Origin of the sequence: Sorangium sp. So ce1335, assembly GCF_051521615.1 — a bacterium.
GTDB lineage: Bacteria > Myxococcota_A > Polyangia > Polyangiales > Polyangiaceae > Sorangium.
Genome location: NZ_CP150363.1, coordinates 12,334,057 through 12,350,219, shown reverse-complemented (window position 1 = coordinate 12,350,219; position 16,163 = coordinate 12,334,057). Strand labels below are relative to the sequence as shown.

Annotated in this window: 13 protein-coding genes; 5 read left to right on the top strand and 8 right to left on the bottom strand. The window is 73.4% G+C overall.

Annotated elements, in window-relative coordinates:
- Positions 1–12 precede the first annotated feature (12 nt).
- Positions 13–1,344 (bottom strand): S41 family peptidase, encoded by a 1,332-nt coding sequence (locus WMF24_RS46035; protein WP_437733839.1) that lies wholly within the window; start codon positions 1,342–1,344, stop codon positions 13–15.
- A gap of 419 nt (positions 1,345–1,763) precedes the next feature.
- Here WMF24_RS46035 and WMF24_RS46030 point away from each other — a divergent pair, with 419 nt between their 5' ends.
- From WMF24_RS46030 to rpsT, 4 genes are all read left to right on the top strand, one after another.
- Complete coding sequence (locus WMF24_RS46030; RefSeq protein WP_437733838.1) at positions 1,764–2,351, top strand: RNA polymerase sigma factor; 588 nt, start codon at positions 1,764–1,766, stop codon at positions 2,349–2,351.
- Entirely contained in the window at positions 2,348–3,880 is a 1,533-nt protein-coding gene (locus tag WMF24_RS46025; RefSeq protein ID WP_437733837.1) for a hypothetical protein, read from the top strand. Before WMF24_RS46030 ends, WMF24_RS46025 begins: the two co-directional genes overlap by 4 nt.
- Before the next feature lie 205 nt (positions 3,881–4,085).
- On the top strand, positions 4,086–4,274 hold the full coding sequence (locus WMF24_RS46020; protein WP_437733836.1) for a hypothetical protein: 189 nt from the start codon (positions 4,086–4,088) through the stop codon (positions 4,272–4,274).
- 13 nt (positions 4,275–4,287) lie between these two features.
- Complete coding sequence (gene rpsT, locus WMF24_RS46015; protein WP_437733835.1) at positions 4,288–4,575, top strand: 30S ribosomal protein S20; 288 nt, start codon at positions 4,288–4,290, stop codon at positions 4,573–4,575.
- A 301-nt stretch (positions 4,576–4,876) separates the two neighbouring features.
- Here the strand turns inward: rpsT and polA are convergent, their stop codons facing one another.
- From polA to WMF24_RS45980, 7 genes are all read right to left on the bottom strand, one after another.
- The gene (polA, locus tag WMF24_RS46010; protein ID WP_437733834.1) at positions 4,877–7,579 is read right to left on the bottom strand and encodes a DNA polymerase I; all 2,703 of its coding nucleotides are present in this window, start codon (positions 7,577–7,579) and stop codon (positions 4,877–4,879) included.
- Between the two features lie 31 nt (positions 7,580–7,610).
- The gene (locus tag WMF24_RS46005) at positions 7,611–8,945 is read right to left on the bottom strand and encodes a carboxypeptidase regulatory-like domain-containing protein (protein WP_437733833.1); all 1,335 of its coding nucleotides are present in this window, start codon (positions 8,943–8,945) and stop codon (positions 7,611–7,613) included.
- Between the two features lie 19 nt (positions 8,946–8,964).
- Positions 8,965–9,171: a hypothetical protein gene (locus WMF24_RS46000; protein ID WP_437733832.1), complete on the bottom strand. Its 207-nt coding sequence runs from the start codon at positions 9,169–9,171 to the stop codon at positions 8,965–8,967.
- Between the two features lie 141 nt (positions 9,172–9,312).
- The gene (locus WMF24_RS45995; protein ID WP_437733831.1) at positions 9,313–11,247 is read right to left on the bottom strand and encodes a S8 family peptidase; all 1,935 of its coding nucleotides are present in this window, start codon (positions 11,245–11,247) and stop codon (positions 9,313–9,315) included.
- Positions 11,248–11,755: 508 nt separating this feature from the next.
- Positions 11,756–13,291, bottom strand: coding sequence for an aminopeptidase P family protein (locus WMF24_RS45990; RefSeq protein ID WP_437733830.1), 1,536 nt, complete (start codon positions 13,289–13,291; stop codon positions 11,756–11,758).
- Positions 13,292–13,385: 94 nt separating this feature from the next.
- Complete coding sequence (locus WMF24_RS45985) at positions 13,386–14,126, bottom strand: SDR family oxidoreductase (RefSeq protein WP_437733829.1); 741 nt, start codon at positions 14,124–14,126, stop codon at positions 13,386–13,388.
- A gap of 187 nt (positions 14,127–14,313) precedes the next feature.
- Positions 14,314–14,868: an HdeD family acid-resistance protein gene (locus WMF24_RS45980; protein ID WP_437733828.1), complete on the bottom strand. Its 555-nt coding sequence runs from the start codon at positions 14,866–14,868 to the stop codon at positions 14,314–14,316.
- A gap of 363 nt (positions 14,869–15,231) precedes the next feature.
- Between WMF24_RS45980 and WMF24_RS45975 the strand changes: the two genes are divergently transcribed.
- On the top strand, positions 15,232–16,086 hold the full coding sequence (locus tag WMF24_RS45975) for a hypothetical protein (RefSeq protein WP_437733827.1): 855 nt from the start codon (positions 15,232–15,234) through the stop codon (positions 16,084–16,086).
- Positions 16,087–16,163 lie beyond the last annotated feature (77 nt).

Below are 16,163 nucleotides of genomic sequence, written 5' to 3'. Positions count from 1 at the left end.
GGACGCCGAGCGCTACCGGGCCGCGGGGATCATGCGGAGGAGCTGCTGGTAGCCGACGGCGAGCGTGAAGTCGCTCCCGCGGCTGGGATCGGCGGGGACGTCGCCCTCGGGGCCGCGCGTCGCGGCCGCCTCCGCGCGCTTCTCCACGAGCACGGCGCGCGGCGCGCCGGAGATGCTCGACCCCTCGGCGGGGAGGTGCCCCTCGAGGTCCTGCTCGCGGAGGATGGCGGCCGGGGCCTGCTGCTGCGCGCTCTCGATGACGACGTCCGGGCGGATGCCCTGGGCCTGGATCGAGCGCCCGTTCGGCGTGTAGTAGCGCATCGTCGTGAGCCTCACCCCGGCGCCGCCGGGCAGCTCGTAGATGGTCTGCACCGACCCCTTGCCGAAGGTCGTCGCGCCGACGACCGTGGCGCGCCCGCTGTCCTGGAGGGCGCCCGCGACGAGCTCCGCGGCGCTCGCGGAGTACTCGTTCACGAGCGCGACGACCGGCAGCGCGGCGAACGCGCCGCCGTCGTGCGCCTTCGCCTCGTCGACGACCTTGCCGCGCTGGCGGGTCGAGTAGATCGTCCCCGACGAGAGGAACTCGTCGGCGATGGCCTCCGCCTCGTGGACGAGGCCGCCGGGGTTGTTTCGCAGGTCGAGGATCACGCCGGCCAGCGGCGCCTTCGAGGCGGCGCGCAGCCTGGCCGCGGCGCGGAGCACCTCTTCATGGGTGCCGTCCTGGAACTGCTTCAGCCGGACGTACGCCACGTCCCGGTCGAGGCGCTTGGCCGCGACGCTCGTGACGTGGATCTGCTCCCGCGTGAGGTCGAACGAGAGCGGCTCGCCCAGGCCCTGCCGGCGGATCGTGAGCTTCACCCGGGAGCCGGGCGGCCCGCGCATGATCTTCACGAGCTTGTCGAGGCGCTCGCCGCGCACGGGGCGGCCGTCGATCGCGATGATGCGATCGCCGGAGCGGACGCCCGCCCGCGCCGCCGGCGAGCCCTCGATCGGCGCGATCACGGTGATGTCCTCGTCCCTGGCGTCGACCTCGATGCCGACGCCTCCGAACGTCCCCCCGGTCTCCTCCTGGAACTGGGCGAACTCGGCGGAGCTCATGTACGCGGAGTGCGGGTCGAGCTCCGCGACCATGCCCTTGATGGCGCCGTCGATGATCTTGTTGCGCTCCGCCGGCTCGACGTAGTGGTTCTCGACGAGCACGAGCACGCGCGCGAGCTGCTCGAGCGGCGCGTAGGGGCTCTCGGCCTGCGTGCTCGCGCCGGCGATGTGCGAGGTCGCCGCCCCTCCGGCGAAGGCCGCCGCGATGAGCCCCAGGGTGCGCACCCAACTCGAGAAGCGTCGCATCCGCCGACCATAGCAGCGCCGCGGGCCGCCGCGGCCTTGGCGCAGGCGCGCCGGCCGCGCTCGGCCAGGCGCCCCCGCCGCCCCGGCGGCTGGGCGCGGAGGCGGCGCGACGGATGGACGCGCAGCGGAAACGTTGGAGCGCGCCAGCACGGGCATACTGCCCGGCGCGTGCTGATCCGACGTCGCGCCGAGGCGCCCAAGGTCCAGGGCGCATGGTTTGTCCTAGGAAGAGTGTTCGGCTATCTTCGCGCGCCTGAACGTGGAACTTGCCTCCTCATCGTCCTGCGTCGCCGCCGCGAAGCAGGGCTCGCCGCGAGGGGCTTCTCTCGCCGAGACGGTCAGCGGCCGTGGCGAAGGGGTGTCCGTGGCTGCGCGGCCGTCCGTGCGGGGGAGACAGTTCGCACCCCGAGGCGGCTAGGATGGCCAAACCCACCGATCGTGAGCTCGTCGATCAAGCCCGGAGCGGAGATGCCCAGGCGTTCGGGGTGCTGGTTCGTCGATATCAGAAGCGCATCTTCCGGCTCGCGTTCCACCTCGTCCGCTCGGGCGCGGAGGCAGAGGACGTGACCCAGGAGACGTTCGTCCGGGCCTACCAGGCGCTCGACCGGTTCGACGGCCGGAGCGAGCCGTTCACCTGGCTCTACCGGATCGCCGTGAACCTCTCGCTGAACATGATCCGGGCGCGCAAGCCGAGCAGGAACTCGACCCCCGCGGACGACCCGCGGATCGAGGCGCTGCTGCTCGAGACGCGCCCGAGCCACGGCGTCGATCCGGCCGCGACGACCCAGCGTCGCGAGCTCGCCGCCGCGCTCTGCGACGGCATCGACACGCTCTCGGACACGCTGCGGACGACGCTCATCCTCGTGTGCATCGACGGCGTGCCGCACGAGGACGCATCCAGGATCCTGGGTTGTCCGGAAGGAACAGTTGCCTGGCGCGTCCACGAGGCGCGCCGCAAGCTCCGCGTGTACCTCGCGGAGCGCGGTTTCGGAGGGGACGCCGAATGAACGTCACCAGCAAGCTCGACCTCGATGGGATGCTCAACGATTGGCCCGCCCCCGCCCTCGACGAAGCGGCGTGGGAGGCGCGGGCAGCTCGCATCGTCGAGGTCGCCGTATCCCGTCGTTCGGAGGACGCGGTTGCGCAGGCCGACCTCCTCGCAGCCCCCGACCTCGCCGTGGAGCCAGGCGAGGAGCAGGCGGGGGACACTCTGCGCGAAGTACATGCAGCAGGAGACAGCACCATGGCGGATGGATCACAAGCAGGCAGGGCCGCGAAGTCTGAAGCGAGCCTGTCGAGCGGCAGCACCTCGCGCCCGCCCGAGAAGAGACGCCAGTCGCTGAAGGAGATCGCCGAGCGGGCCAGCCAGGCGCCGGGTCGCGCGAGCGGCGCGCCCGGGACGGGCGGCGCGGCGCTCTCGACGCCGCTGCCCGCCTCGGGGCGCAGCGCGCTGTCCACGCCGCTGCCCGCCTCGGGGCGCAGCTCGAACCCGCCGGGGCGCAGCTCGCTGCACAACAGCGGGATCCGCGCGGCGCCGCCGTCGCTGCGGTCGGCCGAGGGGGTCACCGAGGACTCCGGCGTCATCGATCTCAACCGGCTGAGCGCGTCGGTGCCGCCGGAGCACGTGGAGGCCGCCGGGAAGGCGCAGCCCGTCGCGGCCGACGCGCTGGACGAGAGGCCGGCCGAGGTGGCGGCGCTGTCCGCGCGGAGGCCGCGCGCCGCGATCGCGTCCGGGGCCGATGCCCCGGCGAAGAAGCGCTCGGGCGGGGTGATCGCCGGCGCGGCGCTCGCGGCCGTCGGCCTGGCCGCGGCGGTCGCGGTCCTGGTGAAGACGAACGGGGCGCCGCAGCAGCAGGAGATCGCGGCCGCGCCGCCCCCCGCCGTGACGCTCGCCGCGCCGCGCGAGGAGAAGGTGGTGGAGCCCGCGGCCCCGGTCGCCGCGGCGCCCGCCGCGCCGGAGGCGAGCGCGCCGGCCGAGCCGCCGGAGCCCGCGGAGCCGGCAACGGCGGAGAAGCTGGCCGCGGCGCCGAGGGTGCCGGCAGCGTCTGCCGGCGCCGGCGCCGCCGCGCGGACGGCCCCCGAGGCGCCCGCGGCGCCCGCGGTGCCGAACGCGGAGCCGCAGAGCAAGGTGGCTGCAGCGCCGACGGCGACCGGAAAGCCCGGGGATCTGGGGTCTGCCATGCAGGCCGCCGTGGGCGACGACGGGGAGAAGCAGCCGTCGGTCGTATCGGAGTCGCCGGTGCCGGCCTCGGGCCCGCTCCGGCAGCAGAACATCCCCGAGCAGCCGTCGCAGGGCTCGGTCCAGGCCGCGCTCGGCGCGGTCATGGGCAGCGCGAGGTCGTGCGTGGCGGGCGCCGACGACGTATCGCGCGCGCAGATCACGTTCTCGTCGACAGGCCAGGTGAGCAAGGTCAACGTGAGCGGCTGGGCGGCGGCGAACGGCCAGTCCGGCTGCGTCCAGTCCGCGCTCAAGGCCGCGAACGTGGGGCCGTTCTCCAAGCCGTCGTTCTCGGTCAACGCGACGATCCGGCCCTGAGCGGCTCCTGACGAGGCTGACGAGCCTGACGCGACTTACAGACTGGCGGAACTCGCGGGATTCAAGGGACTGGCGCAATCTGACGCGACCCGAACGCGACCCGAACGCGACCCGAACGCGACCCGACGGGGCCTGCTGGGGGCCGAGGCCACGCACAAACGTCCCGGTTGACACGAGGGGTCACGCAGGTAGAATGCGCGCCCCCATGGTTTCCGCGACTCAGCAAACCCAGCGCATCCGCCAGCGCAAAGCGCGCACGGCGGGAACCCGCCGCAAGCGCTTCGAGCGCGCCAACGGCACCCCGAAGTTCCCGATCCATCCGGCGGGTTACGATCAGAACGCGCCGGACGCCCTGCGCGCTGCCACGCCCGCCGAGGCGCAGGCGAAGAAGTAGGAGAGCTTTTCTCATGGCCAATCACGCATCTGCCGACAAGCGCAACCGCCAGCGCATCACGAGGACCGAGCGCAACCGCGCTGCCAAGTCGGAGCTCCGCACGACGATCAAGAAGGCGCGCACTGCGCTGAAGGGCGTCCCGCAGGAGTCCGCCGCGGTTGTCACCGCCGCGGTGAGCGCGCTCGATCGCGCCGCCTCGAAGGGGACGATCCCTGCCAAGCGCGCGTCGCGCGTGAAGAGCCGCCTGGCCCTTGCCCTTCACAAGGCGAGCGTCGCCGCCAAGACCGCCGCCGCGAGCTGAGCAACACTCTCCCGCACGTACGCCCCGCTCACCGCAAGGTGAAGCGGGCGTCGTCGTTTTGTCTCCCCGCAACGCCGTAGCCCCCGCTCCCGTTCCGCCGCCGCCATTCCGCCGCCGCCGTTACGGCCGCGAAGAGCGTGCCTCCACCCTCTCCAATCTCTCCCATCTGACGACGTCAGCGGGCGGGCGCCCGCACAGGAGACGGGTCCAGCTCGGCGTTTTCGGCGCGGAGGCGTACTCCTGTACGCCGAGCACCGAAAACGTCGAGATGGGCCCGTATCCGAAGCGGGCGCCCGCCCCTTCAATGTGCGTCGGCCCAGGTGGGGGCGTGCCCGATGTCGACGACGAGCGGCACGTCGAGCGGGAAGACCGACTCCATCGCCTCCCGCACCTTGGCCTTCGCCTCGTCCACCGCGTCGGCCGGCACCTCGAACGCTAGCTCGTCGTGCACCGTGAGCACCATGCGCGCGCCGGGGACGACGGGGCGCGGGACGCGCACCATCGCGAGCTTCAGGAGATCCGCCGCCGTCCCCTGGATGGGGGTGTTCTGCGCGATGCGCTCCGCCTGCGCGCGCCGCATGCGATCGCTGCTGCGCAGATCCGGGAGCAGGCGGCGCCGGCCGAGCAACGTGCGCACCGACTCGGAGCGCTTCGCCTCGGCCATCGTCCGCTCCATGAACTCGTGCACGCCGCGGTAGCGCGCGAAGTACGCGTCGATGAAGCGCGCCGCCTCCGCGCGCGAGATGTCGAGGCGCTTGGCGAGCGCCGACTCGCCCATCCCGTAGATCACGCCGAAGTTGATCGTCTTGCTCCGGCGGCGCATCTCGTCGGTGACGCCCGCCTCGTCCACGCCGAAGATCTCCATGGCCGTGCGCACGTGCACGTCCTGGCCGGTCCGGAAGGCGTCGACGAGCACCGGGTCCTTCGACAGGTGCGCGAGCACGCGCAGCTCGATCTGCGAGTAGTCGGCGCTCACGATCACGCTCCCGGGCGGCGCGACGAACGCGCGCCGGATCATCCGGCCGAGCTCCGTGCGGATCGGGATGTTCTGCAGGTTGGGGTCCTGGGACGACAGCCGCCCGGTGGCGGCCACGGCCTGGCCCCAGCGCGTGTGGATCCGGCCCGTGACCGGGTGCACGAGGCGCGGCAGCGCGTCGACGTACGTGCCCTTGAGCTTGGCGATGGCGCGGTGCTCGAGCACCACGCCGGGGAACGGGTGGTCCTCCGAGAGCGCCTCGAGCACGTCGGCGTCGGTCGAGCGGCCGGTCTTCGTCTTGCGCTGGGAGCGCAGCTTGAGCTCGTCGAACAGGACGGCCTCGAGCTGCTTCGGCGACGCCAGGTTGATGTCGTGCCCCACCATCTCGCGCGCCTTCTCCTCGAGCGCCGCGAGCTCGGTCGTCATCTGCGCGCCGAGCTGCGCGAGCGCCTGCGGGTCGACGAGGACGCCCGTGAGCTCCATCTCGGCGAGCACCGCGGAGAGCGGCAGCTCGATCTGCACGAGCAGGTCCTCGAGCCGCTCGGCGCGCAGGCGCGGGCGCAGCTTGTCGGTGAGCGAGAGCGCGACGTCGGCGAACGCGGCGCCGTAGCTCGACGCCTCGCCGAGCTCGATCTCGTCGAGGGCGCGCTGCGCCTGACCGCGGCGCTTCGGGGCCACCTCGTCGAGGGTCCGCATCCTGGCGCCGAGCTCGCGCTCGGCGAGCTCGTGGAGCTGGTTCTTCCCCTCGGGATCGAGCAGGTAGCTCGCCAGCATCGTGTCGAAGGCGACGCCCACGAGCCCGATGCGGTGCCGCAGGAGGATCACCTCGCAGAACTTCACGTCGTGGCCGACCTTCGGGAGCTCGGGGTCCGCGAGCAGCGGGCCGAGCACCGCGTCGATGTCGCTCATCGAGAGCTGGGCCGGCGCGCCGAGGTAGCGGTGGCCCAGCGGGACGTAGACGGCCTGCCCCGGCTCGCAGGCGAGCGCGACGCCGCAGACGTGGGCGCTCATCGGCTCGCGGCTCGTCGCGTGGATGTCGAGGGCGAGCCGCCCGGCGGCGCGGGCCGACCTGGCGAAGCCCTCGAGCTCCTCGCGCGTCGCGATGACCCGGTAGGTCGCCGCGCGCGCGGCGGGCTCCGGCGCGCGGACGCTCTTCAGGAAGCGCGAGAAGCCGAGCTCGGTGAAGAGCTCCCGGAGCCTGCCGGTGTCGGCGCCGCCGTAGCGCAGCGTCTCCAGGTCGAGCGTGACGGGCGCGGCGCCGTCGAGCGTCACGAGCTTCTGCGACAGCAGCGCGTCCGCCTCGTGCTGCTTGAGCGACTCGCGGATGCGGGGCTTCTTCACCTCGTCGAGGCGGGCGTACAGCGACGCGAGCGACCCGAACTGCGCGAGCAGATCGGCGGCCGTCTTCAGGCCGACGCCGGGCACGCCGGGGACGTTGTCCGAGCTGTCGCCGACGAGCGCGAGCAGGTCGCGCACCTGCTCCGGCGGCACGCCGAACTTCGCGGCGACCTCGGGGGGCCCGTAGACCTTGTCGCGCATCGCGTCCCAGAGCATCACCCGGTCCTCGTCGACGAGCTGCATGAGGTCCTTGTCGCTCGACGCGATGACCACGCGCAGCCCCCGCTCCTTGGCGCGCGCGACGGCGACGGCGATGAGGTCGTCCGCCTCGAGCCCCTCGTGGATGAAGATGGGGATGCGGTACGCCTCGACGATCTCCCGGCACCGGTTCATCTGCACCCCGAGGTCGGGCGGCGGCGGCGGGCGGTGCGCCTTGTAGCGGGGGTCGAGGTCGTCGCGGAACGTCTTGCCCGGGGAGTCCATCGCCACGCCGAGGTACGCGGGCTTCCGCTCGTCCACGAGCTTCGTGAGCATCGCGACGGTGCCGAACGTCGCATGGGTCGGCTCGCCGCCCGGGCTCGAGAGCGGGCTGATCGCGTGGTAGGCGCGGAAGACGTAGCCCGAGAGGTCGATCAGGTAGAGGACGTCCGGAGCTCCGGCCGGGGGGAGCACGGTGGGGCGCGTCGACATGACCGACCCTTAGCACCTCGGCGCCGCCGGTTCAGCGGACCACGACGTCGCGCTGCATCGTCACATCGAGGACGCGACCTTCCCGCTCGACGCCGACGGTGACGCGCGTCCCCGCCGGGCCGCGGAGGCGCTGGATGCAGTCCGCGAGCGGCAGCTCCGTGGCCGGCTCGCCGTCGATCCGGACGATGACGTCGCCCTGCACGAGCCCGGCGAGCGCCGCGGGCCCGCCCTCGACGATGCCCGCGATCGTCACGCCGCCCGGCGAGAGCGAGAGCATCGCGCCGATGCCCGAGAGCTCCTCGCGCGAGCCGCCGTCGCCGAGCGGCCGGAGCTCGATGTCGGCGCGCATCGAGCCGGCGCCGCGCGCGTCGAGGCCAGGCACGATCTTGGCCACGTACAGCTCGTGGCGCACGCGCACCGAGAACGGCCCGCTCGCCGGCACGCCTTCGAGCTCGTAGTCGCCGTTCGAGTCGGTGAGCGCGAGCGAGATCGCGTTGGCGCCGGACGAGGTCGCGGAGTCGAGCTCGACCTGAGCCTCGACGATCGGCGCGCGCGACTCGGCGTCGATGACCCGGCCCCTCAGCGTCGCGCCCTGCGGCAGGACGATCCGCACGGGGCGCGTCGTGCGGCCCGCCTCGACGTCGATGGGCGCGCTCCGCGCCGGCGGGCGGCCGGCCGCGCTCGCCGTGAGCACGTAACGGCCCGGCGCGAGATCGTCGAGCTGGAACGCGCCGCCCGGGTCGGACACCTTGCGCGCGCGGCCGTTCACGCGGCCGTGCGCGCCGGAGCCGGCCGGCACGAACGACTCGATCGCCAGCAGGTACGCATCGACGGGCCTGCCCGACGGATCGACGACCTCGCCCGCGATCGAGCCGGCGGCGATCAGGTGGAGGGCGTTGTCGGCCCCGGCGGCGACGCGCGTGGGCGCGGCGTCGCCGAACGGAGGGTGCGCCGCGGTCGCGGTGCAGCCGTCGGCCTCGGGCGGCAGCTCGAAGCGCCCGTCGGCGTCGGCGCTCGCCGACAGGCCCGGCTCGTCGCTGCAGCGGACCGTGGCGCCGGCGGCGGGGCGGCCCTCCGGATCGAGGACCACGCCGCGGATCGGCCCCGCGCTCGCCGTCGTCGTCTCGCGCGGCGGCGGCGGTGGTGGTGGTGGTGGCGGCTCGACCTCGACCTCGCGCGGCGCGGCGTGCTCCGGCTGCGCCGGGGCGACGAGGGCCGGCGCGGGCCCGCGCGGCGCCGGCATCACCGGGGCGGGGCGCGGCAGGAGCAGCCAGACGAGGAGCGGCGCGATCAGCAGCGCGACGGAGAGCAGGGCCGCCGAGAGCCAGGCCCTCCGTTGCGCGCCTGCCGTCCAGCTCCCCGCCATGCTGTCCCCCGCTGCCCGCTCAGCGGCCGGACTCGGTCTGGTTTGCCGGGCCTTCGTTCTCGCCCTCGGGGGGCGCGCTCGGATCGGCGTCACCGGCGGGCGACGCCTCGTCGGCGGGGCCGAGCGCGGGGCTCTCCGGCTCTGCGGGCCACGGCGTCTCGCTGGAGGAGCCGCCACACGCGCCGAGGAGCAGCGAGAAAGGTAGGAGCAAGGTGCCGGGCCGCATGCCCGGCATCCTAGCTCGTTTTGGTGGGGAGGTCATGACGGCCGGGCTCTGCGCCCGCGCACGCGAGCGCCGCGGCTCAGCCCGTGGGCTCAGCGCGCGGGCTCAGCGCGTGGCCTCAGCGCGTGGCCTCAGCGCGTGGCCTCAGCGCGTGGAGAGATTCGTCCGGGCGATCCAGAGGCAGGCCGCGGCGTTGACCGCGCACCAGACGACGAGCGCCAGCTGGCCGAGGGGGCCGGCGACCTCGCCGAGCGCGACGACCGAGGTGAGGTACGCCGCGGTGCCGACGGAGAGGCCCGCGATCGCCGGCCGCAGCTTCTTCACGCCGAAGAAGATCGAGGTCAGGCCGAGCGGGATGAGCGCGTTGGCGAGCGGCAGCCAGCGGTGGACCGACGCGCCGATCAGCAGGTCGAGGTCGGCGATCGGCCGCGCCAGCACGTCGACGGCGAGGTCGACGCGCGACAGGAGCCACGGCGCGAAGAAGAACAGCCCCGGCCCCGCCGCGAGCGCCGGGAGGAGGAAGCTCGCCTGCCACGGGCTCGCGGCGTTCGCCTCCTTCTTGCGGGCGCGGCGCCCGACCCACGTCGCGAGCAGGAGCAGCGCGACGAGCCGCACGGCGGCGTGGCTCTGCGTGACGCGCGCGACCGAGCTCGCGGCGTCGAGGATGCCGGCGCCGTAGAGGAGCTTGCCGTCGTCGGAGCTGTCGACGACGCGGGCGCCGGCGCGGATCGCGTCCTCGACCGCGCGCGGGTCCGACACGCCGAGGCCCACGAGCAGCGCCGCCGCGCCGGCGACGTGGGGCGCGGCCATCGAGGTGCCGTTGTACGCCGGATAGGGGGCCTCGCAGTCGCCGCGGCCGCGGTTGCAGATGGTCTGCTGCGTGACGTTCACCCCGGGCGCCGCGACGTCGACGCCCTGGCCGCGCGAGGAGAAGCGGGCGATCTTGTCGTTCGCGTCGGTGGCGCTCACGCCGATGACGCCGTCGGAGGCGCCGGGGTACTGCACCCGCCCGCCGGTGTTGCCGGCCGCCGCGACGACGACGACGCCGCGGGAGATCGCGTGGTCGATCGCGCTCTGGAGGACCTTGGAGTTGCGCGGGCCGCCGAGGCTCAGGTTGATGACGTGCGCGCCGTTGTCGGCGGCCCACCGGATGCCGTCGGCGACGTCGGCGGTCGTGCCCCAGCCGCTCTCGTTGAGCACCTTGACCGGCATGAGCCGCGCGTGGAACGCGAGCCCGGCGGCGCCGATGCCGTTGTTCGTCGACTGGGCGATCGTGCCGGCGACGTGCGTGCCGTGGCCCTGGTCGTCGTTCGCGTGGTTCGTCTTGGTGACGAAGTTCCAGCCCTCCACGCACTCGGTCGAGGCGAGGTCGGGCGCCTTGACGAAGGGCCCGTGCGTCTCGCACGCGATGCCGGTGTCGACGACGGCGACGGTGACCCCGCGGCCGGTGGCGAAGTCCCACGCGCGCTCGGCGCCGACGCGCGCCATGTGCCACTGCTCCTTCAGCAGCGGGTCGTTCGCGACGAAGGACGCGCGCACCCTGGCGAGGGGCTCGGCCGCCTCGACGCGCGGGTCCTGCGCGAGCCGCTGGAGCGTGGCGCTGATCGGGCCGTCCACGGTGGCGATCTGGATCCGGGTCGTGGAGGCGAGCGCGGTCGGGAAGAGGTGCAGCGAGAAGTCGCGCGCGAGCGCCGCGAGCGCGCTGTCGTCGAGCTCGTCGCGCGCGTCGACGACGATCTGCCCGGGGATGTCGTAGCTCGTCTCGTCGAGCTCGGAGGCGAGGCCGTACAGCGGCTCGCCCTCGGTCGCGACCGGCTCGTACAGGACGTCGAGGCCGCGCGACGGCGGCGCGATGTCGACCGGCAGCCCGGGGTTTGCGTAGCGCGGGAGGAGCGGCTCCAGCATCCCCGGCGAGCGCGCCGCCAGCGCGGTCCCGGCGCCTCGGCCGTCCGTGCCGTCGGCCCTGGCTGGGCCGGAGACGGCGACGAGCGCGGCGGCGGCGAGCAGCGACGCCGTGAGCGCGCGTCCGGTTGGATGAATGGAGGTCCCTGACCGACGCGGAAGGCGAGACTTGTGCATGGCGGCTCCTCCACGGGAGGGTAGCGCTGCTGCCCGCGAGCAGCCATCGCTCCGGGGGGCGCGAAGGCGCGCGCGCAGCGGTGGCGCGACAGCGGCGCTCGGTCGCCTGGGGGCAGCGGGAGGCGGCGTGTTGCCCGGTGTCACCAGGGGGCGGCGAGGGGCGGGGACGTCCCGAGCGCTCTTCCGATTCGAGCGATCACTGGAGGGGCCGCCGCCGTGGGAGGGGGAGCCGCGCGCGGGGGGTGGCGGGGGTCCCCCCACAAACTCGCGCCTTGTGGTGGCGATTGCCGTACGTGCGGGGGTGGGTGGGCTGGACGGGGGACGCTGCGATGCGGGCCGGCGCTCGGGTTTGTGGGGCCCACCCCCGCCACCCCCCGCGCGCGGCTCCCCCTCCCACGACGGCTCCGGTGCGTCCGGTGAGACCACCCGCGCGGGGCTGCCCCGGTGCGTCCGGTGAGACCACCCGCGCGGGGCTGCCCCGGTGCGTCCGTTGTGTCGAACCGGGGGCTTACGGGCGGGAGGACCAGAGTCCGGACATCCAGGACTCCACGTCGGGCACGGTTCGCGGGATGTCGCTGGACAGGTTCCGGTGGCCGGTCTCCGTGACGAGGATGTCGTCCTCGATGCGGACGCCAATGCCACGGTAGCGGGGCGGGACCGTCTCGTCGTCGAGCTGGAAGTAGAGGCCGGGCTCGACCGTCAGCACCATGCCGGGCTTGAGCTTGCCGTACTTGTAGACCTGCTGCCGGGCCTGCGCGCAGTCGTGCACGTCCAGGCCGAGCATGTGGCTCACGTTGTGGAGCGAGTAGCGGCGGTAGAACTGCTTGTCCTCCTTCAGCGCCTCCTCGGCGGAGACGGCGAGGATGCCGAGCCGCTCGAGGCCGCGGGCGAGCACGCGCATCGCGGCACGGTTCGGCTCCATGAAATCGTTGCCAGGCTTCACCTCGGCGATCGCTGCCTCCTGCGCCGCCAGCACGAGCTCGTAGATCTCGCGCTGCTCCGGGGAGAACTTGCCGCTGATCGGCAGGGTCCGGGTGATGTCGGCGGTGTAGAGCGCGTTGCCCTCGACACCGGCGTCGAGCAGGAGGAGCTTGCCCGGCTCGAGCACGCCATCGTTCCTCGTCCAGTGGAGGATGCAGGCGTGGTGGCCCGACGCGGCGATGGTGCCGTATCCGACGTCGTTGCCCTCGATCCGGGCGCGCAGGTTGAAGATGCCCTCGACCTCTCGCTCGCTCCGACCACCGGGGAGCGCGCGGATGACGTCCTCGAAGCCGCGCTTCGTCGACGCGACGACCGCCTCGAGCTCCTCGACCTCGAGGGCATCCTTGAGCAGGCGCATCTCCGAGAGCGCCTCGCCGAGCTGCTTGTCGCGGTCGTGCTGGGGGAGGAGCTTGTCCACGCGCCTGGACGTGCCGCGGAGCACGCGGTGGGGGCGCGTCACCGTGCCGATGAGGCCGCTCAGGTAGGCGTCGAGCTCGGGGAGACCACGGCACTCGTCGACGCCGAAACGCGCGCGGCTCTGCTCGACGCCGAGGCGGGGGCCGACCCAGAGCTCCCCCTTCACCCGATCGGTGAAGAACGTCTTGTCGCTGCGACCAGGGTTCGGCTCGACGAACAGGATGTCCCGGTGCCCACCCCCCTCCTGCGGCTGCATGACGAGCACGCAGTCAGGCTCGAGGTTGCCCGTCAGGTAGAAGAAATCCGAACCGGGGCGAAAACGGTAGTGCGTGTCGTTGGAACGGACCTTCTCGTGGCCCGTGGGGATGATGAGCGTCTCGGCAGGAAAGAGCTTCGACAGCGCGCGGCGGCGGGCGGCGAACACGTCCGCATGCGCGATCGGCTGAGGGAGCTCGCAGGCCGCAGGCGCCCATCGATCCAGCATGAACGCGATCAGCGCTTCGGGCAGCGTGGAGTCGTGGCTCGCCGGCTTGGCCTCCCCGGCGGCCGCAGCAGCGGGCGCCTCGCCCGGGCCGCTGCCGGTGGGCGCGCTGGAGGCGGGATCGGCCTGGAGGGGGGCGGCGCTGGTCTCGGGCGTGTGGCTCATGAGGCTCGAACTATGGGTCGATCAGGCGCGGTCGTTCAAGCCTTAGCGCGCGCCCGACCCGCCGCGCGGGTCTCCCCGTACCGGGCGCGGGACGTCACGCGACCGAGGCGCCGCCGTCGATCGCGAGGATCTGGCCGGTGATGAAGTCGTTCTCGGCGAGGAACACAACGGCGCGCGCCACGTCGTCGGCCTCGCCCAGGCGCTGGAGCGGGATGCGCTCGCGGAGGCGGGCGAGCGTGGCCTCCTCGTAGGAGGAGGGCGGCAGGACCGTCCCGGGCGCGATGCCGTTGACGCGCACCTCAGGGGCAAGCCCCACGGCGAGGCCGCGGACCAGGTGCGCGAGCGCGGCCTTGGAGACCGAATAGGGGATGTAGTTCCTCCAGGGGCGCTCGGCGCTCACACAGACGATCGCGACGACGCTGCCGCGGCAGGCGCGCAGCGCTGGAGCGAGCTCGAGCGTGAGCAGGTACGGCGCGGTCGCGTTGAGCGCCATGGCGCGATCCCACGCGTCGGCGGACAGCTCGGCCGGCGGGACGCGATCGAAGTTCGCCGCGTTGTGCACGAGGAGGTCGAGCCGGCCAGACGACCAGCCGAGCGCGGCACGGGCAAGGCCGGCGATCGCCTCGCGATCCTGGAGATCCGCCTGGAGCGCGACGGCGCGCCGCCCGAGCGCGCGCGCCTCGTCGACGACCGCATCCGCGCCGGCGCGGCTCGTGGCGTAGTGGACGGCCAGATCCGCGCCCGCCGCCGCGAGCGAGCGGGCAGTCGCGGCGCCGAGGCGGGTGCCGGCGCCGGTCACGAGGGCGACACGGCCGGTCAGGGGGGCGTGGGGCATGCGGGGCTGTGTAGCCACGTGCGACGGCGCGCGTCGAGGCGATCGGGCCGAGGCCGGCAAAGGACATCGGGCCGGCATCCCCCGGCGGCCATGGACGCGCCCGGATGTCCTCGATCCCGACCCGCGTGCCTCGCGGGTCGCCGAGCCCGACCCGCGTGCCTCGCGGGTCGGAGGGTTCGAGGGGCGCTCAGGCCCGCACGCCGGCCACGGGTCGCGCTGCGATCCCGATCAACAGCATCGACGAGCCGCCGAGGAGGAGGTCGACGCCGACGAGCAAGCCGATCGCCCACACGGCGGTGCTCGGCCAGCCCCACAGGATCAGGGCACCGAGCGCCAGCGTGACGATCCCGTCGAACAGGAGCCAACCCCAGGCGGGCATCTCGCGGTGCTGGATGGCGCGAACGATCCAGAGCAGGCCCTCCGCGAAGAAGAGCGCCGCGAGGATCAGGGTCAACGTCAACTTGCCTGTCACGGGAAAGGCCACGATCAGAACGCCCGCGACGAGCTGGACAAGCGCGCTCGCAAGGGACCATCCGGCGCCGGCCCACCGCCGGCTCCGGATGGCGTGGATGCCCTGCAAGAGGCCGCTGAGGGCCAGCAGGCAACCGATGGCGACCGCCGAGACCAGCGTGGCGATCGCGGGCATGAGGAGCGCGATGAAGCCGAGCACCATGAGGGCGACGCCGAGCGCCAGGAACGAGCCGCGGTGCTCCCGTACCGAATCCGCGTCGACGAGCGCCAACCCGAAGCGCGTCGTGCGAAACGATGCCTGCGAGCGATCAACCATGTGCGCACCCCCCTCTCCTGGAGCGGGACTCTTCAGCAGAATCCCCGGTGAGAACCTTCAACAACAACGGAATCGGGTAGAGTCCGGGCCCAGCGCCTCAACAGCGTGCTTGCCCGCCGCGATCAACCAGCGTCCCGCTCACTCCCCCGGAGCGGCACGGCACGGGCCGGTCCACCGCGAACAAGGTGCCAGCCGTGAACGGCGTCAAGGGACCGCCGCGCCGCCGGCGCCGCCGGCGGGTGCCGCCGCCGTTTTTTTTTCCCACGCCGCGGGCCATGGCAGGCTGGGGCGGCTTTGCCGACGCTCCCGACACGCCGCGTGACCGCAAAGAAACGGTCCCTGGAGCTGCGCCGCCTGGGCGCCGTCGCCGCAGCGCTGCTCTGCGCGGCCGGCTGCACCGAGAAGCTCGAGTCCGTCGATCTGCCCGACATCGGCCTGCCGGGCTTCGATCTACCTGGAACGAGCGCGCCCGCCGCGCAGGCGAGCGGCGCGCCGCGCGCAGGGGACGCGCCGCGCGCCGCCGGGACGCAAGGCGCCGCGCCGCGGGCCGCCGCGCCGCGGGCGCAAGACGCGCCGCGCGCCGCCGCGCAGGCGACCCAGCTCGAGTGCGACGAGCTGCCGTCCGAAGAGGAGGAGCGGCGGGCGAAGCTGCCGCCCCTGACGGCGCTGGGCAAGGCCGTCCCCACAGAGCCGTGGTCACCGCCGCCGTACGAGGTGCTGCCCGGCGTGACGCTGCCCCCGAAGATCGCCGCCAAGCTCGAGCAGATCGACCGCCGCTACGCCCGGCGCACGCGCGAGCACCTCGTGATCACGAGCGGGACGCGCGACGCGAACCGCCAGGCCAGGGCGATGTTCACGAAGCTCAGGCTCGGCGAGGATCTCCTCCAGCTCTACCGGAACAAGGCGGCTGTCCAGGAGATCAAGAAGGCGTATCAGGCGAACGCCGGCAAGCGGCCGGAGCAGGTGGTGGAGGCCATGGAGGCCGTCATCCAGGACCAGATCGACCGCGGGATCTATGTCTCTGCGCACCTGCGCAAGGGCGCCGTGGACGTGCGCAACAGGACCATGTCCGCGAAGGAGAAGCGCGCGTTCCTCGAGAGCGCCGGGGAGGTCGGGGGCGTCCTCGTCATCGAGGAGTCGACGCCGCCGCACTACCACCTTCAGATCGACTGAACCGCGCGTGAACCCGACCGACGGGCGGGGCGTGTTGCTCCGGACCGTGGCGCGGCCTATAAGAGACCGATCACGGG